Below are 21,537 nucleotides of genomic sequence, written 5' to 3'. Positions count from 1 at the left end.
AAAGATGAAATATTGTTAATGGAGAAAGGCTTTTTTTATTAATTTTTTTATCATTTACATATACCGAATATTAAAATAGGAAGATAAAATAAAAGTGTATTTTTGCACAAAAAAATTATGGATTATATAGAAGTGAAATTTGCATGTACGCCAAACAATGATATTGTGAATAGCGTACTGTCGGCTACAATAGCAGAAATAGGGTTTGAAAGCTTCGTTGAAGACGAAAATGGCACAATAGCTTATATTCAGGGAGAAGTATTCAATGAAGAAAAGTTAAATGAGATTATACACGATCTTCCTGTCGATGCAGAAATAACTTATACATACAAGACTATAGAAGGGCGTAACTGGAATGAAGAATGGGAGAAGAATTATTTTCAACCATTGATTATAGACAATAAATGTATTATACAGAGTACATTCCACAATGTTCCGGCTACTTATGAGTATAATATTTTCATGGATCCTAAGATGGCATTCGGCACCGGGCACCATCAGACTACAGAACTGATGATTAGGGAAATACTGAAAGATGACTTTAACGGAAAGTCTGTACTCGATATGGGTACCGGTACTGCTATTCTGGCTATATTAGCTTCTATGCGGGGTGCAAACCCAATAACTGCTATAGATATAGACGAATGGGCTTATAATAATGCCATCGAGAATCTGGCATTGAATAAAGTGGATAATGTTACAGTTAAGATAGGAGGAGCAGACCTTCTGGGAGATCAGACCTTTGATGTTATTCTGGCAAATATCAATCGCAATATACTGTTGAATGATATTCATACCTACGTTTCTGTTCTTAACCCCGGTGGGTATTTATATATGAGTGGTTTTTACATCGAAGACATTAATGCAATTACAGATGAATGTAAGAAACATGGCCTGAAATTCTGTTATAACACAGAAAAAGACCATTGGGCTGCCGTAAAATATCAAAAAGAATAAGAGCCTGTTTAAATTTTAGCGAAAATTTTTATTACAGGTTCAGGTCAATAGTTCTTAGCAATTTTTTTATGCTCTTTTTACCGTATTTTTGGCTCCGCCGATTTTCAATTCCCTTTTTACTCTTGGTTTAGCCCGCTAATTAGCTCCGCTGACCGTTGGTTCGGCTAGCAAAAATGATAAAATCCATCTAAAAATAGCTATAAAAAAGATTTGCTATAAAATTTAAACAGACTCTTAGCTTTTCCGGCTCTTTATACTTTCTTTTAATGCGTTCCGGTAAAACTATTTTGTCGGATATTTTGTTGGATTTTCGGCTTATCCCTAAAAACAACAATCCTCTTAAATGACATAAGAGGAGGCTTCTGAATCGAAACCTCCTCTTATGTGTGAGTTAATTAGGTATTAGGCTTTAAGGTAAATAAAGATTGTTTGGTTATCGATACAAAGGAACGACATTTATGAGTCCTCGCCAAATAAAAAAACATATTATAAAACATATTTTTTATAAATTATGCTAACATATAAGTGCCTGTTTCCTCATTTTTTTAACAGATATTAGTATCATCCGCTTATTCGTATAACATTAATTAGCAACAAATATATCTGATTTATACAGTTTTACCTTTATTGTTCTAATTCATGTAATCCCACATTGGCAACTGGTTTGCTTTTTGTCCCAGACAAGCCCGGGCTTTGTCGTCCAAATATTTTTTATGAATTACCAACCGGAACATGTATTCGGTAAACCACTTGTCGGTAAATGTCAGATAACCTCTGTTGCCTGAACCTGCACCCCAGCTGTTTTCAAATTCCCATTTTACAGGTTGGTCACTTATATCAGTATCGCACCCGACAAGAGTCATTGCATGGCTTGAGCCGCTTTGACGAGTCAATATACGGGCTTTTTTGTCCATAGACAAATTTACGCCTAACAAAGATTCATAATCGTACATATCAGGATCCAGTATCCCCGACTCCCTGTTCATTTGTTTTCCTACATCACATGATGCGTACATGGCTTCATTGCTCCTGATAGAAGCTAAAGCTGCTTTTTTAATATCCTCGTTTGGCAGGTTCAGGTATATCCAGTTGATACCCTCTATTGCATTCTTATAATTTTGTATCTCATATAGCTGGTAATACTCACGGGTAGGGTCATTCATTATCATGATATAGTTATCGGGAGAATAATCCGAAGGGGTTATTTCCTTGTAAAACTGTTGAGGGGTATAATTGCTCAATTCCCTGATGCTTCCGTTTCTATCCTTGTACCTCCATGTAAATTGCTTTGGTGGTTCGCCCAAGCATAATGCAAGGATGCGGTACACATCTTTCAGAATAATCGTTTTTTCATCCCTCATATCTTGCGTTTTCTTACCTGACGCAGCCAGTTGGCGGAGCTTGTATCCGCCTGCGCGGAGCCTTTCATTCAACAGGCTAATCATTTGTCTTGTATTATTCGAATGCGCGGTTTCCGGCATTACTTCCTTAGGGACTACGCCATACTTCTCTCCCAGATTATAATAGAGATTCCATACACCTCCGTCACTTGTAGGCGATTTGAAAAGATATTCTATAGTCCGGTCGTCGAATGGGAGTTTAGTTGTATTAATAATATTTTCCAGAAATAAGTTCGCTTTTTCGAATATATCCCAGAAGTAAAGGTAGTTGTGGGAGAAATCAAATTCAGGTAGATTGTATTTTTCCATAATTGACGGACGCAGTACATTCATTGAGGTAAACATCCAGCAGCGTCCCGAACTTTTCTGGTCGGTAATGCCTTTCACATTTACCCTGTATTTGAAATAGTGGTCTGTCTTGCCTTGTAAATCACGGTTCAGCGCATTCGCTGTTATATTGGCATTTGTAGTCAGAATGTTTTGGATAGCTTTGGTGGAGGCGTCTTTTTCAAAACTTGATTGAATTTCCTGAAGCTCCTTATCTGTGATCGCTTGAGCCGAAGCAGCAAGGCAAAGGCATAATAATGCTCCGGTAAATAGTTGTTTTTTCATGAATCGTTACTTTTATATAAATACGTATTTTACAAAAGTAACGATTCCTGGGAATATTAGCTTTCTGTATCAATTATATAAATATTTGTTTAACATAATTACTATTCTTCATCAAAGACTTTTATCTTTGCATCGTTTAAGAAAAAATATCAGTTAGAATGACATCAGAAATGCCGCAAGTCTACTCCAAACAAAGAATACGTTATGCCGTATTATCATTGTTTATAGCACAAGGTTTATGTTTTGCCAGTTGGGCCAGCCGCTTACCGGATATCAAAAAAGACTTTAATGTAGAAAGCTATTTACATTATGGTCTCCTAATGTTTTTACTTCCTATAGGTAAATTTGTGGCAATCCCCATAGTCGGCTTTTTATTACAGCGCATAGGCAGTAAAAAAACAGTACTGATAAGTATTGTGGGATACGCACTATCTTTATTCGTGGTTAGTGTCGTACCCGGAATCACGGGTTTAGGTATTACACTGTTCTTGTTCGGTACTTTTTGGAATATGACAGATATTTCGTTGAATACGCAGGCAATAGAGGTTGAGCGTATTTATGGAAAGCCTATAATAGCTACATTCCATGCCAGCTGGAGCCTGGCTGCCTGTGTTGGGGCTGTTATTGGTTATACGATGATAAACCTGAACGTTATTACATTCTATCACTTTTTGGCGATGGCCGCTATTGCTATATTGATAATCATATTGAACTATAAATACTTGCAAGAGCCCACTGTAGTAAAAGAACCGAAAAAAGTAAAGGCGGAAGAATCTTCGGTAAGATCGAAAGGATTACGTATGCCTGAGACATTACTTATCCAACTGGGCTTGGTATGGCTGTTGGCTCTTATCGTTGAAAATACGATGTTTGAATGGAGCGATGTCTATTTTCAGTCTGTAATAAAAGCGCCTGAATCATTACAGGTCGGTTTCCTTGTATTCATGGTAATGATGTTTGCCGGACGTATGCTTACTAACTTTGCTTACACAATATGGCAAAAGAAGACCGTGTTGCAGATAGCAGGGGGGCTTATTTTCGCCGGTTTCATTACTTCATCCCTTTTCATCGGTTATTCCGATACTATGATAGTTCAGGTTATTATCACATCTGTTGGTTTTATGCTTATAGGATTAGGAATATCCTGTGTGGTGCCTACAATCTATAGTATAGTAGGCGATAAGGCTAAAACACCTGTAGGGACGGCACTGACAATAATGTCGAGTATTAGCTTTGTTGGGCCGTTTGTATCTCCGCTTCTGGTGGGTGCGGTTTCTGATGCATACGGGCCTAAATGGGCTTATCTGGTAGTAAGCCTTGTCGGATTATGTATTATAGCGGCAGTATCTTTTGGGCGGTCTTTAAAAAAGTAAGCATTATTATTAAATAACAAGAAGAGGGTGTGTCAAAAGTAAAATTTACTCTCTGAGAATTGAGTATTTGAAATCGGTCTCAGATACAGATTCGAAGAAAAAACGCTAAAAAAGGGTGTGTTCAGACTTTTGACACACCCTCTTCTTCATTTATGCAGAGTATTATTATATTTCAGGTATTATTTGTTCAGCTGTTCTTATTCTGTTTTCCACATCCTCTTTTGTCCCATTGAAAGGGCCTGAACCTTCTATTTTTATTGTTGCCATAGCCGCTGCAAACTTTCCGGCTTCTTCTATGCCTGCGCCTTTCGCTCTTTTGTATAGATAACCTGTAACATAGGTATCGCCACACCCGGTGGCATCAACAACCTCGTTGGGTTTGTAAGCGGGTATCTTATAATAATCCTTTCCATCATAGATGATTGAGCCCAGACTGCCTAAAGTAACAAGTACTTCCTTTACTCCCCAGTAGTGCAATTGCTGCGCGGCTTGTTTTATGTCTTTCATACCTGTAAGTACTTCCATTTCCAGATCATTCACTTTCAGTATATCGACATATTTAAGTGTTTCTATTTTATTCTCCCAATCTATCGGGTAAACATTCTGTTCTCTTACTTCCCTTAAATACCCTTGAGAGTCTATGGCAATCATTCCTTTTGTCGAAAGATATTCGACTAATTCTAACGGAAAGTCATCGGCAAGCAAAGCTCCCAGTAAAAATATACCAGCATCTACATTTTTGAGCGAATCTACCGAAAAAGGATCGGCTTTTGCTAAAACGCGTTGAGTACGGTTATTTTGATTTTCCTCATAGATGTTCTCGAAATAAACGGAATGTTTACTTGGTACCACATGTACATCCACATGCTTCGACCGTAGATCGTCCACTACGTCCATCTCAGACTGCGCAAGTGATGTGACAAGTGTATAATCTATATCATCGAAGTGACGAATGGCGTGTGATGTATAAAAAGCTGTGCCGCCGGGCATATGTACAGTACTTCTGGGTGTAACCACTTTGTCTAAAGTAATGTGCCCGATACAACAAAGGTCATGTTTTTGCATTATCTAATTTTTTTTTGAAATGCAAAAATAGTAAATTAACCAATATAAAAAGGTTTGTTACTTTGACAAAGTTATAATGATATATTGTTTCATGTGGGCAATTACCCCAAAATGCAATATATTAAAGGGCGTTAATAATGCGAATCAAGGGTTAAATATGCTATTTTTGTCCCTTTAGGGACTGAATGTTGGTAGAAAGATGCTTTAACCTGTCTATTACGTGCCGTCAGGTACGCAATATGTGCATAATAATTCACGTTTTGTACCTGACGGCACAAAAAAACGAATTTCATTCATGTTTCTACCAATACGATGTGCCTGACGGCACATTTAACCCTTGATTCGCATTAATAATATTACATGAGGCTATATAATAATATTTCTTAGCCTTCCTTTTGACCAAAGTTCCAAAAGTAAAAACAAGCCCGGGAGGGTGCGTTAGAATAAGACGTAATTTTATTTTTTCACAAAAGATAGATTTTATGTAAATATTAAAATCTGATTATTTTTGCATTTATTCATACTTTTTTCCTTTCTTTGTTATTCGTTCAAATATTGAGAAACTGTTTAAATTTTATACGAATATTTTATTATACCTTTTTCTTCGTTCATTTTTAGGCTGTTTTCGGCTGTTTTTTCCTTTCTCTCAACTCAAATAGCCCGCTATTATCGTTTCAAGAAAGAAAAAAACATCTCTAAAACATCTCTAAAAATTGGAACGAATAAAATTTAAACAGTTTCTGAATTTGAATAAAGTTTACACACAATAATAGAGATGATAAAATATTTGTACATAACATTAGGCTTAATATCGTTAGGCCTGGGATTGTTGGGGATTGTAACTCCCGGACTGCCTACTACTCCTTTTATCCTCCTCACAGGTGTATTGTTTGCTAAAAGTTCGCCCTACCTTCATCAGAAGTTGATGGATCACAAATTGACAGGACGTTATATCCGCCAGGTTAATGAAGGGTTTAGTATAAAAGGTTTGCTTATTTCCCTTGCCATTATGTGGTGTATGATATGCTTAACTATTTTTACGGTATTCACGAACAATGAGGTAATGCAATACGTTATGTTTGTGTTGGGTGCCATCGGTACTGTCGCACAGATAATCGTCCTGCGGAAAAAGAAAAGACGGGTTAGACTATTACTACCCGTAGAAAATGAGGACGACGGAGACAGGGGCAGCTTGAAAGCCTCTTGAAAACAATAAAAGCGATATGTTTTATGTTATAAAATATAGATGTTATATTTTGTTATTTTATGATAATTCTTTTCCTTTGTATAAGAGGGCTATTTAAAGACAGAAAATAATCTAGTGTAATATGGAGAACAATAATGATCAGAATAATCAGATACAAATAGAATTACCGGAAGATATAGCTCAGGGGATTTACTCAAATCTAGCTATCATAGCCCATTCTTCATCAGAGTTTGTTATTGATTTTGTACGTATTTTGCCAGGAATGCCTAAAGCAAAGGTGCAGTCGCGCATTGTGATTACGCCGGAACATGCCAAGCGGTTATTATATGCCTTAAATGATAATATAAACCGGTTTGAGTCTCAAAATGGAACTATTCAGGTGGATAATCAGCCTCCGGGCTTTCTCCCACCTATCAATGGGCCGATAGGCGAGGCTTAAATCCGGGTATTTATTTACTAAATAAACGCAAGATATATGAAAATTGGAATTCCTAAAGAGCTGAAAGCTTTCGAAAATCGCGTTGCTGTTACACCTGCCGGTGTACATGAGTTAGTAGTGTGTGGGCATGAAGTATGTGTCGAGACCGGAGCCGGACTGGGCAGTGGCTTTTCCGATGCGGATTATATAGCCACAGGGGCTAATATTTTATCGTCTATGGAAGAAGTGTATGCCACTTCTGATATGATAGTGAAAGTAAAAGAACCAATTCAACAGGAGTACCATCTTATTAGAGAAAATCAAATTGTATTTACATATTTCCACTTTGCATCCAGTCTTGAATTAACTGAGGCTATGATGAAAAGTGGAGCTATATGCATTGCATACGAAACAGTGGAGCTGCCTGACCGCTCATTGCCATTACTTGTACCGATGAGCGAAGTCGCCGGACGTATGGCGATACAGGAAGGCGCCCGTTTTTTAGAAAAACCACATTTAGGAAAAGGCGTCTTACTTGGCGGTGTGCCCGGAGTAAAGCCTGCCCATGTGATAGTGATAGGTGGCGGAATAGTAGGCGCCCAATCAGCTAAGATAGCTGCCGGGATGGGTGCACGCGTTACTATATTGGACAAAAGCTTGCCCCGCCTTCGCTACCTGAGCGATGTGATGCCGGCTAACGTTTCTACACGGTACTCAGATACCCATACGATCAAGGAACTGATAAAAGATGCCGACCTCATTGTCGGCTCCGTACTGATTGCCGGAGATAAAGCCCCTCAGGTAATTTCGAGGAATATGCTGAAAGATATGCAACCGGGAACCGTAATGGTTGACGTAGCTATCGATCAGGGAGGTTGTTTTGAAACATCAAAACCTACGACGCATTTAGACCCTGTATTTGTTATCGATGATGTTGTACATTATTGTGTTGCCAACATACCGGGCGCAGTGCCGATGACCTCTACCCTGGCGTTGACTAACGCCACCCTGCCTTATGCCTTGAGCCTTGCCAATATGGGTTGGGAAGCCGCATGCCGCGAATATAAAGACCTGCGCAAGGGTTTAAATATAGTGAAAGGAGATATCGTTTATAAAGCCGTGGCGCATACCTTCGGGCTGGAATATAAAGAATATCAATTTTAAGAAGACAGACAAATATAAATAGAGCCTTGCCGGAATTCATATTTTCGTACTTATTAGATGAGTAAGAGAATATGAACCCCGGCAATATACTGTTGATAAATCAAATAGAATCCTCATATATTTACTAATATAAAATTATTTTTTATGGAACTACTAAATGCATCGTTAATAGACTGGTCTAGAGCCCAGTTTGCTATGACAGCAATGTATCACTGGTTGTTTGTTCCCCTTACTTTGGGTTTGGGGGTCATCATGGCAATCATGGAGACAATGTATGTGCGTACAGGTAACGAACAGTGGAAGAAAACAGCGAAATTCTGGATGGTTATTTTCGGTATCAACTTCGCTATCGGGGTTGCGACAGGGCTTATCATGGAATTTCAGTTTGGTACCAACTGGTCAAACTATAGCTGGTTTGTAGGCGATATCTTTGGAGCGCCGTTAGCCATTGAGGCTATTGTGGCATTCTTTATGGAAGCAACGTTTATTTCCATCATGTTTTTCGGATGGAAGCGTGTAAGCAAAGGTTTTCACCTTGCCGCTACATGGTTGACTATAGCAGGAGCGACAATCTCCGCTGTATGGATTCTGGTAGCTAACTCATGGATGCAATTCCCTGTAGGTATGGAATTCAACCCGGACACTACACGTAACGAGATGGTTGATTTCTGGGCTGTAGCTTTATCTCCTGTAGCCATCAACAAATTCTTCCACACAGTGCTATCCAGCTGGATTCTGGGTGCTGTATTTGTGGTGGGCGTATCTGCATGGTATATGCTCAGGAAGAGAGATACCGAATTTGCCGCACAAAGCATGAAAGTAGCTACTACATTTGGTCTGGTAGCATCACTGCTTACCGTATATACAGGACACGGTTCGGCCGTACAGGTTGCCGAAAAACAACCGATGAAACTGGCTGTAATGGAAGGGCTTTACGAAGGAGGTACAAACGAAGGACTTATCATCTTCGGTATGCCTAATCCTTCAAAAGAATCATACAATGATGGGAAAGACGCGTTCTTATTCCCTCCTATCAAATTCCCGGGAGGACTGTCGTTAATCGCCTTCTACGATACGGATGCATACGTACCGGGTATCAAAGATATCATAGACGGAGGATATACAAAACCGGACGGGACAACAGCATTGTCATTCGCCGAAATGCAATCGAGAGGGAAAATAGCTATTCAGGCATTAGCTGACTATAAGAAAGCTAACAAGGCTGGAGACCCGGCTTCTGCTGCTCAATATAAGGAGACGCTGAAAACAAACTTTGCCTATTTCGGGTACGGGTATCTGGATGGGCCGGAACAACTGGTTCCGGGGCTGACTAAGACAATATACTGGAGTTTCCACATCATGGTATATCTGGGTGGATACTTTATAGCGTTATTCCTTCTGATGGTATTCTTAGTATATCGTAAAAAAGACTTGGGTAAGATGAAATGGCTTTTGTGGATTTGTATATGGACTATACCATTAGTGTATATCGCATCGCAGGCCGGATGGTTAGTTGCCGAAGTTGGCCGCCAGCCTTGGGCTATACAGGATGTATTGCCGTTGCAGGCTGCGGTGTCGGCAGTGTCAACCCAATCTGTAGTCATAACCTTCTGTCTGTTCCTTGCTTTGTTCACTGCTTTGCTTATCGCGGAGATTCGTATTATGCTGAATCAAATAAAAAAAGGTCCGGAAGGCTCACACTAATTAAGATTTAAAGATTTAATAATTTAAAGATTTCGGGATTAACTCAGGAGATCTATAAAAAGATATAATTATGGATTATTCATTTTTACAACATTATTGGTGGTTCCTTATATGCCTGATCGGGGGGATATTCGCTTTCCTTCTGTTCGTTCAGGGTGGACAAACAATGCTTTTCTCGTTGGCTAAAGAGGAAAAGGAACGCATGATATTGGTCAATGCGCTGGGCCGTAAATGGGAATATACCTTTACTACGCTTGTTACATTCGGCGGTGCATTATTCGCATCTTTCCCATTATTCTATTCCACCAGCTTCGGTGGCGCATACTGGGTATGGATGGCTATTTTGTTCTGCTTTGTAATACAGGCGGTATCATACGAATACCAATCTAAGCCGGGTAACCTGTTTGGACGCAAAACATATCAATCATTCCTGTTTATCAACGGGCTGCTGGGTACGTTCCTTGTAGGTGCAGCGCTGGCTACATTTTTTACAGGATCGGATTTTACGGTGAACAAAGGCAATATGACAGACATAATCAACCCCGTTATCAGCCGCTGGGGTACAGAATGGCACGGGCTGGAAGCTCTGGCTGAGCCTCGTTGCTGGCTGCTTGGCCTTACAGTATTCTTCCTTGCACGTACACTGGCTTGTTTGTTTTTTATCAACCGTCTGCAAGATGAGACACTGGTGGCACGTTCGCGTAAATTCTTACTATATAACGCTGTTTCGTTTGTGGTATTCTTCCTTGCATTCGTTATCTGGACATGTCTGGCTAAAGGCTTCGCTGTGAATCCGCAAACAAACGAGGTATTCCTTCAACAGTATAAATATTTCTTCAACCTGATAGAAATGCCTATCGTAGGTATCGTATTTGTAGTAGGAGTTCTTCTGGTATTGTTTGGCATCGGTAAATCTTTGCTGAGCAAGGAATATCGTTGTGGCATCTGGTTTACAGGTGTAGGTACAGTGCTTACAGTATGTATGCTGTTGCTTATCACAGGGTTCAACAATACAGCTTATTATCCGTCTGCAACAGACCTTCAAAGTTCATTGACTATACAGAATTCATCATCCAGTGAGTTTACCCTTACAGTGATGAGCGTGGTTTCTTTATTAGTTCCCATCGTACTGGGATATATTATCTACGCATGGTATTCATTGGAAAAGAAACCTTTCGATGCAAAAGACCTGAAAGACGATGGACATGTATATTAATTGAAATATAACGATTTAGATAAAAGAGGTGCCAATGGGTACCTCTTTTTTATTTTGGGAATAATGAATGCTTTCAAATTACTACTGATGCATCAGGTGCAAATATACACAACATTTGTTAATTTAACGTGAGTTCGAAATAAGGAACTACCATATTGCTAGCTGATTCTCCTCAATAACATCAACTCTGATAGATGGCTTCTTAGGCAAGAATAATATAAGCCAATAATCCTGCGATCAGATTTGTGAGGAAGTTTGCAAAGGATCGATGCCTTGTATGCTCTATTTGGCAGATATTTTTGAGTTCATCGTTAACAGATTCTATATATGTTTGCTTACATAAAACAAATAATACGGTCAATAGCCAGCATAAGGTTTTGCTTTTGGGGCAAAAGATTGAATATAAGCATAGCTATAAGATTCAGATTCAGATTAAATTCAAATGAGGCTATAAAACGTTGAAGCCCGGCGTATCTTCTTTAGTTTTTTCATTACACGGTTAATAACTAATCGATAGGAGAATCAATCCCTATAAAATTATAAATTAAACTCTACACTGACAAACAGATACTGATCCGATTTAGAACGATCCGGATTACTATTCCTGAAATTAGGAGCGATTTTAAGCTGCTTTACAGGCTGGAATTCAATGCCTATCATCATCAACTGGCCATCGAGGCTATTCCACGGCGCAGTAAAATTGTCCGGAGTAGAGGAATCAACTAAATCGTAACGGGTAAAAGCCCGCCATTTAGGCGCAAACTTGACCGATGTATAAAAAGAATACCCGTAATAGTCCTTTTTCTCTATAAATCCTTTGTTGAACACCCTGTTGTATTCCGTGCCGAAAGAAATCCGTGCATTCTGATAACCGGCAAACAATGCCAATGTGTACTGGTTTTTATAATTCGCATCGGTAACGCTTTCGGGCAAGGCATCCCGCAAATCCTCACTTTCGTTATAGATATCCCCATATATACGGAATATGGTATTTTCCATAGGATAAAGGCTTAGTCCGGCAGCATAACGCATGCTGTTGTCCTTTTTTATCTTTTTATTACCTTCCCCGTTTGTAAGGCTGATATCAGCAGAGAGATACGGACTGAATGTATAAGCAGCCGTTATGCCTAAGTCTACACTAGGTCCCATTTTGTTAAGATCCTGAAACGATTTCATTACATACCGGTGCATCCAGTACGTTTCCTGAACACTAAATTCCATCAGCCCGATCAATCCGGCGCTAATATTAAAACCTTTATCATTCCAGCTCACAAAGGCATTACGCAGATACACCTCAAGCCCGTCGGACGATGTTTTTCCCGCTGCGCCGTCTATTACCACCTGCGCCTGCAATGTCGGTGTGAATTTGTAATTATAGCCTAACAGGGCGCGGGTTATATCAAACCCCGATTTGTCGTCTTCACCAAAGCCTTTACTGTAATCAAAAAAACTACGGGCTATAATCTTACCGGAAGGCTTAAACGCCAGTGAATCCTGCGCATAAGATGAACTAATCGCCAACAGGAAAATCAAAGTGGAAATGAAATAATATCGCTTCATATTTATGTTATTAATATGAATGCAAAATAAGTTGTAATTATTTGAAAATAGAATCGTTATGCCATTAAGGTTTGGTTAAGATAATGTAACAGAATAATAATGAGCCACCTGAAAGTATCAGATGGCTCATTATAACAGTATATCAACTTATTTTTTCGGATTCATAATTACCTCTATATGGTTGCCCTGAGATACAAGTTGTTTTGTCAACGCCTTGATATCATCCTTCGTAAGCGCGTTTACCAATGAAAGATAATTAGAATGGTTATCCTCTCCATAGAAATACTTAGAGCTTAAGATACCCAGCCAGTAGCCGTTTTGTTTCTCGTCTTCCTGGAATTTCTTTACCATATACTCTTTCACTTTGAGGAAATCCGCGTCTTCCGGCCCGTTTTCAGCAATCTTGTTCACTTCGCGGCTGATGATCGGAGTTATCGTAGCCACCCTATCAGGATCGGTATCGAAGAACATCTGCAATGAAGTCTGGCCTTCGGGGATACGTCCCAGAGAAGCACGGGTTCCTACACCGTAAGTTCCACCGGCCTCTTCCCTTACTGTACGCACATACACGATGTCCAATATCTGTTTCAATGCGGATAAGGCTATCTGATTTTTTTGTTCATAAGCCAACGTTCCGCTATATAATTCAAAGGCTGAAGTTTTCGGAGTTTTCATTTCCTGTTCGAAAATGTTTTCGAATTTCCCTTTTCTTATATTTGTATCCACATCTTTATATTTAGCATCTTTATTTCCTGAAGGAAGAGACGCCAGATATTGTTCTACCAATGGTTTTAATGTACCTTCATCTACTGTACCTACAAAACTGAACACAAAAGAACCCGGATTAGCATAGATTTCTTTATAAATTTCCAGAATACGGTCATAATTCAATTTCTCCGCATCTTCCAGCATCATTACCTGCATGCGGGGGTTATCTCCATACATGGCTTTTGTCCTGTTTATATTCATTATAAATGATGGCTCGGAAGTCAGGTTCTTCAACTGGTTCTTTATCAGATCCATGATATTTGAATACGCGCCTTCATCTTTTCTCGGAGCGGTAAAATACAGGTAAGTAAGCTGGAGCAATGTTTCCATATCCTTGATATTCGAAGAACCGCTGAAACCCTGTGTATATGTAGAAATATTATTGCTCACACTTGCCGATTTTCCGGCCAGTACTTTTTTCAGGTCTGTAGAACTAAAGTTGCCGATACCGCCTACAGATGGAATCATAGATGCCATACTCGCATTGTATATATCCGCGTCTGCGATAATAGATGTACCGCCATACGCCTGGGCTGACATCATTATTTCATCATCTTTGAAATCGGTATTTTTGATAACAACTTTCATTCCGTTCGATAAGGTCCAGATTGTTGTACCCAGTGTTTCATCCTTTTCTGTTTTCACTACAGAACCGGCTTTTGGCAGTTCGCTTACAAGCGGCTCATTGGATACGGTTTCTTCATAAGGAGTAATATTTTCGGCTTCCACAGTCTTGAATACATTCAGCAGTTCTGCTTCGGTAGGATATGTAATACCATCTTTTTCGGGTCCGGTAACGGTAATGATGATATTCTTATTTCCAATCAATTGTTTTGCTACAGAATTAATAGCCTGCGCATTAATAAACGGAGCAAACTTCTTAATGAAATTATATTCATACTCGATGCCCGGTATTCCTTCATTATCGCTGAAGCTTCTTACATATTCCTGCACATATCTGTTATTCAACTCCTTGTTACGGTTGTTGTACATATTTTCGTACTGTTCAAGCAAGTTGGCTTTCGCTCTCTCTACTTCTGCTTCTGTAAAGCCGAAACGGCTAATCCGTTCGTTTTCCCTGACTAAGCTTGCTAAGGTCTCATCTATCTTCCCTTCTTTGCTAAGGGCGATAGTAGTCCATGCATCTTTTGTTTTCGAAACGAAGAACTCTCCGTCATAGGCATAAGACGCGGCAAAAGGAGCATCCGCTTTTTGAGTGATCTCATTCAAGCGGTCGGAGAGCATTCTTGATGCAAGGCTCTTAATCATAGAGATAACCAGTCCGTCCTGAGTCTGTTTCAGTTCGGCAGGCACTATGTCATGCTTGATATATAAAGTAACCTGTGTTCTTACAGCTTCCGGGTCTGTGATTACAGATACGATAGGCTGTTCATTGTCTGGAACAGGGAAATAAACTCTTTCGGCAGCATTCACAGGCTGTGGTATGTCTGACCACATATTCTTTATCTTGGCCTCTACCTCGTCCACATTGATGTCTCCTACGATGATTATACCTTGAAGGTCAGGTCTGTACCATGTGTGGTAATAATCACGAAGTACCTGATAAGGGAAATTCTCTACAATCTCCATTTTACCGATCGGCATACGATCGGCATACTTACTTCCTTCGAAGATAACCGGTAACTGTTTGTCCCAAATGCGGTATTGCGCACCTGAGCGTGTACGCCATTCTTCTTTAATAACAAGCCTTTCTTCATCTATCTGCTCGTCTTTCAGGGCGATAAAACCAGACCAGTCGTGTAATACCAATAAGCAGGAATCTATAATGGCATCCCTTACCACAGGAACATCATTCAGATTATACACCGTTTCGTCAAAAGATGTATAAGCGTTTACATTCGCACCGAACTTAACGCCTATCGATTCCAGGTAATTCAACATGGTCTTTTTTCCCGGATAATTTTTTGTTCCGTTAAAAGCCATGTGTTCAAGAAAGTGCGCTAAACCTGCCTGGTTGTCTTCTTCCTGCATGGAACCAACCTTCTGGGCGATATAAAAATCCGCCCTTTTTTCAGGATAAGCATTATGCCGGATATAATAGGTCAGCCCATTATCCAGTTTTCCGTACCTTACCTGAGGGTCTACAGGTAATTTTTCCATAGTTTGTGCTTTCGCCAACCCAACTATAGCCAATAAAGCAATAATAAGAATCGATTTCCTCATATTATAAATATTAAAGTGTTAATTCAATGTAAGTTTAACCACAACAGCCTTATGATCGGAAACAAATGTTCCGTTGAGCGTATCCGGCAATACCGCATACTCCTGAATTTTTACATCCTTACTTACAAACACATAGTCGATTAACGGCCGTTTATCTTCCGGCAATCTCCCGAAGTCATGAAAAGTCCAGTCTGTACCCGTTTTTGTTGCAGCAATAGTCTTGGCGTCCACCAGATAATCCGGTTTTGACGTATCTGTGATATTTTTAATAGCTTCCGAGTCTGGAATATCGTTAAAGTCTCCTGTTAATACTACAGGCAACCCTTTACCTAATTCCGCAGCTTTTTTCATTAACAGGATTCCTCCTTCTTTACGCGCAGTTACCCCGTCATTATCCAGATGTGTATTTATAGCAAAGATCTGTTTACCTGTGTTTTTATCTTCTAATATAGCCCATGTCGCCACACGTATATATGAAGCATCCCAACCTTTAGAACCGGCTACTTCGGGCGTTTCGCTTACCCAGAAAGTACCGGATTCGATTTCCGTAAACTTATCTTTTTTATAAAACAACGGGCTGAATTCGCCCTTATCTTTACCATCTTCTCTCCCAACGCCTACTTCTGCATATTCGGGCAACCGTTCTTTCAAATCATTCAACTGGTTTACAAGCACCTCCTGCATCCCCAGAATATCCACGTCATTCATTTGTATCATCTGGGCTGCATTGTCTTTCCTGTATTGCCAGCTATTGAGACTATCACTGGCAACATCAAGACGTATATTGAAAGTCATCACATTCAAGTCGAAAGGTTTTGTATTACATGAAGAAATAACTAATAAAGGAATAAATAATAAGTAAATTAACTTTTTCATTATAAATACATTTGTTAAATGAGACAAGGTATAGAGTTGTTGCCTCACTTTATTATTAGATAAAATTTATATAAATAAATCACACAACTTAGGCAGAAAAATTATAGCACCACAAACAACAGAAATAACAGATGCTACAAAAACCGCAGCCGCAGCAAGATCCTTGACCTTTTTTATCATTTCGTGCCATTGCGGCGATATATAATCGCACAGGTTTTCTATCGCTGAGTTCATTATTTCCAGGCTAAAAACCATTCCAATAAGGATACATATTACCAGCCATTCGGTATTTGAGATTTTCAATAGAAATCCGGCAATAACAACAGCTACAACGATAGCTGTATGGATACGGGAGTTATGTTCTTCCGAAAACAGTATTCTTAATCCATTAAGGGCGTATAAAGCCGATTTTGAACGTTTTTTGAAAGAAAATTTCTCCGTTCCTTTTTTGTTCATCCCAGGCAAATTTTAAATTGGAATATAATAAAATGCTAATTTAATAACAAAAAATAAGATTAATGTAAACTATCTCTTTGTTTTTGATGAAAAGCCGGCAGCTTTTATTTGTTTCTGATTGTTAGTTTCTGTAATTTTGAGTAATAAAAATCAAATGACATGAAAAAATATATCTTACTATTATCTATCTTATTGGGAGCGGTTTCCTGTAATATAAGCAATCAATATACCCTCGATAAAATGGGAGAATCGGCAAGGCAGCACATTAAATACAGGGATATTGATAATAACACAATCACGAAAATTGAACATTTTCAACCGGTCTCTTATACAAAGCTCTCTAAAGAAGAGCGTAAAAGTGAGGATGAAGTATACCTCTGCAAAATATATATGCAGGGAACATGGGCTTATGCAAACAGTTTCAGGATATTCAATATTAATGATACTATCAACTGCTATTTTGACAAGGACTACAAAGTGGTAAGAATGGATGAGAATAAGGAAACAGGGAATTAGGTTTCCTCTCTTATATACGTAAAACAACATATCCTCTTACCTTCATTTTAGATTGCAAAAATATCCTGTTTTTGTATATCTGATAGATTATTGAATTATTTCATGTAATTTTGTAATAAATTATCTCATTACAATTATCAATGAATACATTCGGAAACATATTCAGGCTAACATCTTACGGCGAGTCTCACGGTGCCGCTATAGGCGGAGTTATAGACGGTTGCCCTGCAGGCATAACTGTTGATATGGACTTCATACAAAAAGAACTCAACCGCCGCCGTCCCGGACAATCGAAAATAACCACCCCGCGCAAAGAATCGGATGAAGTGGAATTCTTGTCGGGCATATATGAAGGTAAAACCACCGGAACCCCTATTGGATTCATTATCCGAAACAACAACCAGCATTCGTCCGACTATGACAACATGAAGGATATCTACCGTCCTTCCCATGCTGATTATACATACTCCCAAAAGTACGGGATACGCGACCACAGAGGCGGAGGACGTTCTTCTGCCCGTGAAACCATAGCCCGCTGTGTAGGGGGTGCTTTAGCCAAACTGGTTCTTAAACAACTAAATATAGAGGTCACCTCTTACACTTCGCAGGTAGGGCACATCAAGCTGGAAAAACTATACACCGGATATGACCTCTCACTGATAGAGTCGACTCCGGTACGCTGCCCCGATCTCCAAAAAGCGGCCGAAATGATAGAACTCATCGAGGAAGTTAAGTCGAAAGGCGACACTATTGGCGGTGTTGTTACTTGTGTAATCAAGGGCACGCCTGTGGGATTAGGTGAGCCGGTTTTTGGCAAACTACATGCGGCTCTGGGGAATGCGATGCTAGGGATAAACGCCGTGAAAGGATTCGAATATGGCGATGGATTCGATGTTAACCACAGAGGCTCTGAAGTAAATGATGTATTCTACAATGATAACGGTAAAATAGAAACCCGTACAAACCATTCAGGTGGAATACAAGGCGGGATATCGAATGGGCAGGACATTTACTTCCGTGTGGCGTTCAAGCCTGTAGCAACTATCCTGATGCATCAGGATACCGTGAATGCCGACGGCGAGAATACGGATCTGAAAGCCCGCGGACGACACGACGCCTGCGTATTGCCACGAGCTGTACCCATAGTGGAAGCTATGGCAGCTATGACTATTGTGGATTACTATTTACTAAGTAAAACAAATAAGGCCTTCTTATAGGGCAGCGTGAGAATGGATGCCTCAGCTAGGGAATTCATTCTCATCATCATCGTATAGGCCGTTCAGTTCAACTGACAGGCTATCCAGTTCTTTTATCCATAGATCCATAATTTCCTTTGGGGTATCCTTAGGAGCATTATCTATTCTGGTCTTTGCTATTTCCAGTTCTTTTTCAAGTTCGCTTCTCCTGCTCATGTTTAATTTGCTTTTTGATTATATCAAATTAACAATGAACAGGCGGAAATGTTTAGATATCAAACAAAAGGACTATCCAATGGGCTTATGAGGTTTCAAGCCTTTTACAAGATGCGTAATAGATAATAAAGGACTATGCAACAGCATCCTTGGCCCTGAATACCGCATAACCTCCTTTACGCGCTCTTTCATTTCGGGGCTGTAACAATGGACTGTACATTTCTGGCATGTGGGCTTATCCTCTCCGTATACGCATTTCGAGAGCCTTCTCTGGGCATACTTGTTCAGCTCGGCACATGAAGTGCACAGCGCATGACTTGTACCATGTTTTGCTTTGCAGTACAAGTGGATCATTTTCCCGATAGTCTTTTTCTCAATAGTGTTCATTCTTCTATAAAGTCAGTATCTGTCATACGCTCCGGATTAGAAAACAAGACCATTCCCGTTCTCATCTTCTTGAAACCGAACTTCTGATAAAACGCTTCTTTTCCGGGCGACGCATATAATATAAAATTACAATCCGGCGTCGTATCCATCAAACGTTTCACGATTTCCCAGCCTATCCTCCGGCCCTGATATGCCGGTTCAACGGCGATATCGTATATAGCCGACTGGCGCACCCCATCAGAAATAATACGCCCAAAACCGATAAGTTCAGCATCGTCAAAGACAAATATAACCGAATAACTGGCATTAAATGAAACCTTGTGCGTAGCCGCATCGGCAAAGCCCATTCCTACCCTTTTTAGTAATGAAGGCACCTTCTCCCAAGGAATATTTTCGCAATTATCCTGATATATAAGATTCATAGATTCTTATTCAAAATTAAAGACAAGCGATATCATACGCGTTTTCCCCGATGAAATCGCCTGTGTGTATTTCAACATATCCGGATCTGATAAGTCAGACCTGTCTTTATTCACAACATCAGCCAAACCAAAGGAGAATTTCAGTTCGGGACACAACTTAAATAACGGCAGGTATATATTGCACCCTACACCAATCTCCAAGCCATAGTCCATCGACTTGAAACTCAACACATCATCTTTTTTCTGACCTATATTAACCGCGGCATAAGCCCCTGCTAACAGATAAGGCCTGAAATTGCCCGTACGCTCAGGGCTAAACTTCAGATAGAGCGGTATGGTCAGATAATTGCTCCTCAGTGCCGATTCGTATTCTTCACCCGAAGACTGCTCCTTAAAAACAAACCGTCTTTCTCCAAAATGCAGTGATGGAGCCAAACGCAGGTTCATATACTGGTTTAAGTACCTGTCGCCTATCATACCTACGCTAAACCCTACAGAATAGGATGGAATCTCGGTAAACCATACCTCGTCATTCGCTCCCACATATCCGGTGTGGGACATAATCAGATCCTGTGTATGAAAACCCACCATGAATCCTAAGTGATACATCTTCTGGTCGGCAAAAGGCTGATTCTGGGGCTTACGTACCTGTGCCTGTAGATTCATACAAACAACACAGGCTGACAGTAAGAGAAATATTAATAAGTTGTTCTGTTTCAAAATAGCTGTTTTTTTATTCTAATAACGTAATTTATTGTTAGTTATTGTAAGTATAACATTACTTAGAAAGCTTAAAAATAGCAGAATATTAACATTTTTTACCCGCAACAGAAAACAATCATAAGGCATTATTTATCAACAAAATACATTTTTCTCATTTAAGACATAATAGATAAAAACAATATAAATATCTATAATATCTAACAGCATCTGTTTTGGATAAAGAAAAAACTCGTTATATTTGCCGAATCAAAGTTAGTAATAATATTAAAAACAAAAAATCATGGCTTACGTAATTAACGAAGATTGTATTGCTTGTGGTACTTGTATCGATGAGTGTCCTGTAAACGCAATTTCAGAAGGCGATATCTATAAAATCGACCCAGACACTTGTACAGATTGTGGTACTTGCGCTGACGCTTGTCCAACTGAAGCAATTCATCCTGCTTAATTAATTTATCAGGATTATAAAATATAAAGGAAGCTATATGCTTCCTTTTTTATTTTCAGGCCGTAAAAGTAACAAATACCATAGTCTTAATAAATAATTACTTATGACAAAAAAGTGACAATTGAAAATCAGCAGAGCGAAGCGGAGCCAAATGTGACACCTTTTTCGTGTGTTTTTAATGTTACCTTTTTTACTATTATAATTCATTAAACAGACTCTTATATAAGATAAATTTTATTTAAAATAAATTTTATTTAAAACGATGCCAGCTACCGCCATTATATACCTCATATCCCTGCTGTTGAAGAATATATGTAGCACGGCTACTGCGCATACCGCTCTCGCAAACCGTAACAATCGGGATATTCCTGTCCAGTGTAGCAATTTCATAACTGAGATTGTCCAGCGGAATATTTACTGACTGTGCTGCATGTCCGGCTCTGTATTCTTCTTTGCTACGGACATCTAATAGTATTGCACCATTTTCCAGCAATGTAGCGAGATCGATCTTTGGTTTTTTATTGAATATATTATTAAAAAAACTCATAACGATTTATTATTCTAAGTTCCTATGTTGTAAGCCTTCGGTCTGCCTCATCTTTTACAAGATTTATATAGTTTTTACCTTTACGGAGAGATTTAACGATAAATTAAGGAGCCATCAGTTTA

21 protein-coding genes and 1 pseudogene are annotated in these 21,537 nt (G+C 39.3%); 10 read left to right on the top strand and 12 right to left on the bottom strand.

Going from position 1 to position 21,537, the window contains the following annotated elements:
- The first annotated feature begins 117 nt into the window (after window positions 1-117).
- Window positions 118-957 carry a 50S ribosomal protein L11 methyltransferase gene (prmA, locus tag D0T84_RS15020; protein ID WP_163308676.1) on the top strand — a complete coding sequence of 280 codons (840 nt, stop codon included), beginning with the start codon at window positions 118-120 and terminating at the stop codon, window positions 955-957.
- Between the two features lie 632 nt (window positions 958-1,589).
- Here the strand turns inward: prmA and D0T84_RS15015 are convergent.
- A complete protein-coding gene (locus D0T84_RS15015) occupies window positions 1,590-2,969 on the bottom strand; it encodes an aminopeptidase C (RefSeq protein WP_163308675.1) in 1,380 nt (459 codons plus the stop codon).
- Between the two features lie 158 nt (window positions 2,970-3,127).
- Between D0T84_RS15015 and D0T84_RS15010 the strand changes: the two genes are divergently transcribed.
- Complete coding sequence (locus D0T84_RS15010; protein WP_163308674.1) at window positions 3,128-4,342, top strand: MFS transporter; 1,215 nt, start codon at window positions 3,128-3,130, stop codon at window positions 4,340-4,342.
- Between the two features lie 165 nt (window positions 4,343-4,507).
- On the opposite strand, the gene D0T84_RS15005 is transcribed toward D0T84_RS15010, so the two are convergent.
- Window positions 4,508-5,407: a PfkB family carbohydrate kinase gene (locus D0T84_RS15005; RefSeq protein WP_163308673.1), complete on the bottom strand. Its 900-nt coding sequence runs from the start codon at window positions 5,405-5,407 to the stop codon at window positions 4,508-4,510.
- A gap of 775 nt (window positions 5,408-6,182) precedes the next feature.
- Between D0T84_RS15005 and D0T84_RS15000 the strand changes: the two genes are divergently transcribed.
- The 5 genes from D0T84_RS15000 (at window position 6,183) to cydB (ending at window position 11,116) form a co-directional block, all read left to right on the top strand.
- Entirely contained in the window at window positions 6,183-6,614 is a 432-nt protein-coding gene (locus tag D0T84_RS15000; RefSeq protein WP_163308672.1) for a YbaN family protein, read from the top strand.
- A gap of 121 nt (window positions 6,615-6,735) precedes the next feature.
- Window positions 6,736-7,053 (top strand): DUF3467 domain-containing protein, encoded by a 318-nt coding sequence (locus tag D0T84_RS14995; protein WP_163308671.1) that lies wholly within the window; start codon window positions 6,736-6,738, stop codon window positions 7,051-7,053.
- 36 nt (window positions 7,054-7,089) lie between these two features.
- The gene (ald, locus tag D0T84_RS14990; protein WP_163308670.1) at window positions 7,090-8,196 is read left to right on the top strand and encodes an alanine dehydrogenase; all 1,107 of its coding nucleotides are present in this window, start codon (window positions 7,090-7,092) and stop codon (window positions 8,194-8,196) included.
- Window positions 8,197-8,340: 144 nt separating this feature from the next.
- Window positions 8,341-9,900: a cytochrome ubiquinol oxidase subunit I gene (locus tag D0T84_RS14985; protein WP_163308669.1), complete on the top strand. Its 1,560-nt coding sequence runs from the start codon at window positions 8,341-8,343 to the stop codon at window positions 9,898-9,900.
- Window positions 9,901-9,970: 70 nt separating this feature from the next.
- Entirely contained in the window at window positions 9,971-11,116 is a 1,146-nt protein-coding gene (gene cydB, locus D0T84_RS14980; RefSeq protein WP_163308668.1) for a cytochrome d ubiquinol oxidase subunit II, read from the top strand.
- A gap of 147 nt (window positions 11,117-11,263) precedes the next feature.
- Here the strand turns inward: cydB and D0T84_RS14975 are convergent.
- From D0T84_RS14975 to D0T84_RS14955, 5 genes and pseudogenes are all read right to left on the bottom strand, one after another.
- Window positions 11,264-11,453: pseudogene (locus D0T84_RS14975) on the bottom strand (transposase); the annotation flags it as partial.
- Between the two features lie 200 nt (window positions 11,454-11,653).
- On the bottom strand, window positions 11,654-12,676 hold the full coding sequence (locus D0T84_RS14970) for a hypothetical protein (RefSeq protein ID WP_163308667.1): 1,023 nt from the start codon (window positions 12,674-12,676) through the stop codon (window positions 11,654-11,656).
- 147 nt (window positions 12,677-12,823) lie between these two features.
- Window positions 12,824-15,628: a pitrilysin family protein gene (locus tag D0T84_RS14965; protein ID WP_163308666.1), complete on the bottom strand. Its 2,805-nt coding sequence runs from the start codon at window positions 15,626-15,628 to the stop codon at window positions 12,824-12,826.
- A gap of 18 nt (window positions 15,629-15,646) precedes the next feature.
- Window positions 15,647-16,504, bottom strand: a complete 858-nt coding sequence (locus D0T84_RS14960; RefSeq protein ID WP_163308665.1) for an endonuclease/exonuclease/phosphatase family protein — start codon at window positions 16,502-16,504, stop codon at window positions 15,647-15,649.
- 66 nt (window positions 16,505-16,570) lie between these two features.
- Complete coding sequence (locus D0T84_RS14955) at window positions 16,571-16,960, bottom strand: diacylglycerol kinase family protein (protein ID WP_163308664.1); 390 nt, start codon at window positions 16,958-16,960, stop codon at window positions 16,571-16,573.
- Between the two features lie 159 nt (window positions 16,961-17,119).
- Between D0T84_RS14955 and D0T84_RS14950 the strand changes: the two genes are divergently transcribed.
- Window positions 17,120-17,476 (top strand): hypothetical protein, encoded by a 357-nt coding sequence (locus D0T84_RS14950; protein WP_163308663.1) that lies wholly within the window; start codon window positions 17,120-17,122, stop codon window positions 17,474-17,476.
- 140 nt (window positions 17,477-17,616) lie between these two features.
- Window positions 17,617-18,693, top strand: a complete 1,077-nt coding sequence (aroC, locus tag D0T84_RS14945) for a chorismate synthase (protein WP_163308662.1) — start codon at window positions 17,617-17,619, stop codon at window positions 18,691-18,693.
- Window positions 18,694-18,714: 21 nt separating this feature from the next.
- On the opposite strand, the gene D0T84_RS22455 is transcribed toward aroC, so the two are convergent.
- The 4 genes from D0T84_RS22455 to D0T84_RS14930 form a co-directional block, all read right to left on the bottom strand.
- Window positions 18,715-18,888: a hypothetical protein gene (locus D0T84_RS22455; RefSeq protein WP_185155754.1), complete on the bottom strand. Its 174-nt coding sequence runs from the start codon at window positions 18,886-18,888 to the stop codon at window positions 18,715-18,717.
- 72 nt (window positions 18,889-18,960) lie between these two features.
- The gene (locus D0T84_RS14940; RefSeq protein ID WP_163308661.1) at window positions 18,961-19,275 is read right to left on the bottom strand and encodes a nitrous oxide-stimulated promoter family protein; all 315 of its coding nucleotides are present in this window, start codon (window positions 19,273-19,275) and stop codon (window positions 18,961-18,963) included.
- Window positions 19,272-19,697, bottom strand: a complete 426-nt coding sequence (locus D0T84_RS14935; RefSeq protein ID WP_163308660.1) for a GNAT family N-acetyltransferase — start codon at window positions 19,695-19,697, stop codon at window positions 19,272-19,274. The genes D0T84_RS14940 and D0T84_RS14935 overlap by 4 nt, the downstream gene beginning before the upstream one ends.
- A 6-nt stretch (window positions 19,698-19,703) precedes the next feature.
- Window positions 19,704-20,363: a porin family protein gene (locus D0T84_RS14930; protein WP_163308680.1), complete on the bottom strand. Its 660-nt coding sequence runs from the start codon at window positions 20,361-20,363 to the stop codon at window positions 19,704-19,706.
- A 337-nt stretch (window positions 20,364-20,700) separates the two neighbouring features.
- Between D0T84_RS14930 and D0T84_RS14925 the strand changes: the two genes are divergently transcribed.
- Window positions 20,701-20,868, top strand: a complete 168-nt coding sequence (locus D0T84_RS14925; RefSeq protein WP_006799560.1) for a DUF362 domain-containing protein — start codon at window positions 20,701-20,703, stop codon at window positions 20,866-20,868.
- 250 nt (window positions 20,869-21,118) lie between these two features.
- Here the strand turns inward: D0T84_RS14925 and D0T84_RS14920 are convergent, their stop codons facing one another.
- Window positions 21,119-21,415, bottom strand: coding sequence for a rhodanese-like domain-containing protein (locus D0T84_RS14920; protein ID WP_163308659.1), 297 nt, complete (start codon window positions 21,413-21,415; stop codon window positions 21,119-21,121).
- Between the last annotated feature and the right edge of the window lie 122 nt (window positions 21,416-21,537).

Source organism: Dysgonomonas sp. 521, from assembly GCF_010501055.1.
In the GTDB taxonomy this organism is placed as follows: domain Bacteria; phylum Bacteroidota; class Bacteroidia; order Bacteroidales; family Dysgonomonadaceae; genus Dysgonomonas.
Note: the sequence above shows the minus strand (reverse complement) of the source record. Positions and strands in the feature narration are given on the sequence as shown.

Excerpts from the sequence above, each read along its gene's own strand:
- D0T84_RS14940 (WP_163308661.1), bottom strand. The coding sequence starts at position 19,275 with ATGAACACTATTGAGAAAAAGACTATCGGGAAAATGATCCACTTGTAC.
- D0T84_RS15015 (WP_163308675.1), bottom strand. The coding sequence starts at position 2,969 with ATGAAAAAACAACTATTTACCGGAGCATTATTATGCCTTTGCCTTGCT.
- D0T84_RS22455 (WP_185155754.1), bottom strand. The coding sequence starts at position 18,888 with ATGAGCAGGAGAAGCGAACTTGAAAAAGAACTGGAAATAGCAAAGACC.
- D0T84_RS14970 (WP_163308667.1), bottom strand. The coding sequence starts at position 12,676 with ATGAAGCGATATTATTTCATTTCCACTTTGATTTTCCTGTTGGCGATT.
- D0T84_RS15005 (WP_163308673.1), bottom strand. The coding sequence starts at position 5,407 with ATGCAAAAACATGACCTTTGTTGTATCGGGCACATTACTTTAGACAAA.
- D0T84_RS14920 (WP_163308659.1), bottom strand. The coding sequence starts at position 21,415 with ATGAGTTTTTTTAATAATATATTCAATAAAAAACCAAAGATCGATCTC.
- aroC (WP_163308662.1), top strand. The coding sequence starts at position 17,617 with ATGAATACATTCGGAAACATATTCAGGCTAACATCTTACGGCGAGTCT.
- D0T84_RS14950 (WP_163308663.1), top strand. The coding sequence starts at position 17,120 with ATGAAAAAATATATCTTACTATTATCTATCTTATTGGGAGCGGTTTCC.
- D0T84_RS14925 (WP_006799560.1), top strand. The coding sequence starts at position 20,701 with ATGGCTTACGTAATTAACGAAGATTGTATTGCTTGTGGTACTTGTATC.
- D0T84_RS14995 (WP_163308671.1), top strand. The coding sequence starts at position 6,736 with ATGGAGAACAATAATGATCAGAATAATCAGATACAAATAGAATTACCG.
- cydB (WP_163308668.1), top strand. The coding sequence starts at position 9,971 with ATGGATTATTCATTTTTACAACATTATTGGTGGTTCCTTATATGCCTG.
- D0T84_RS14935 (WP_163308660.1), bottom strand. The coding sequence starts at position 19,697 with ATGAATCTTATATATCAGGATAATTGCGAAAATATTCCTTGGGAGAAG.
- D0T84_RS14985 (WP_163308669.1), top strand. The coding sequence starts at position 8,341 with ATGGAACTACTAAATGCATCGTTAATAGACTGGTCTAGAGCCCAGTTT.
- D0T84_RS14930 (WP_163308680.1), bottom strand. The coding sequence starts at position 20,363 with ATGAATCTACAGGCACAGGTACGTAAGCCCCAGAATCAGCCTTTTGCC.
- D0T84_RS14960 (WP_163308665.1), bottom strand. The coding sequence starts at position 16,504 with ATGAAAAAGTTAATTTACTTATTATTTATTCCTTTATTAGTTATTTCT.
- ald (WP_163308670.1), top strand. The coding sequence starts at position 7,090 with ATGAAAATTGGAATTCCTAAAGAGCTGAAAGCTTTCGAAAATCGCGTT.
- D0T84_RS14955 (WP_163308664.1), bottom strand. The coding sequence starts at position 16,960 with ATGAACAAAAAAGGAACGGAGAAATTTTCTTTCAAAAAACGTTCAAAA.
- D0T84_RS15010 (WP_163308674.1), top strand. The coding sequence starts at position 3,128 with ATGACATCAGAAATGCCGCAAGTCTACTCCAAACAAAGAATACGTTAT.
- D0T84_RS15000 (WP_163308672.1), top strand. The coding sequence starts at position 6,183 with ATGATAAAATATTTGTACATAACATTAGGCTTAATATCGTTAGGCCTG.
- prmA (WP_163308676.1), top strand. The coding sequence starts at position 118 with ATGGATTATATAGAAGTGAAATTTGCATGTACGCCAAACAATGATATT.
- D0T84_RS14965 (WP_163308666.1), bottom strand. The coding sequence starts at position 15,628 with ATGAGGAAATCGATTCTTATTATTGCTTTATTGGCTATAGTTGGGTTG.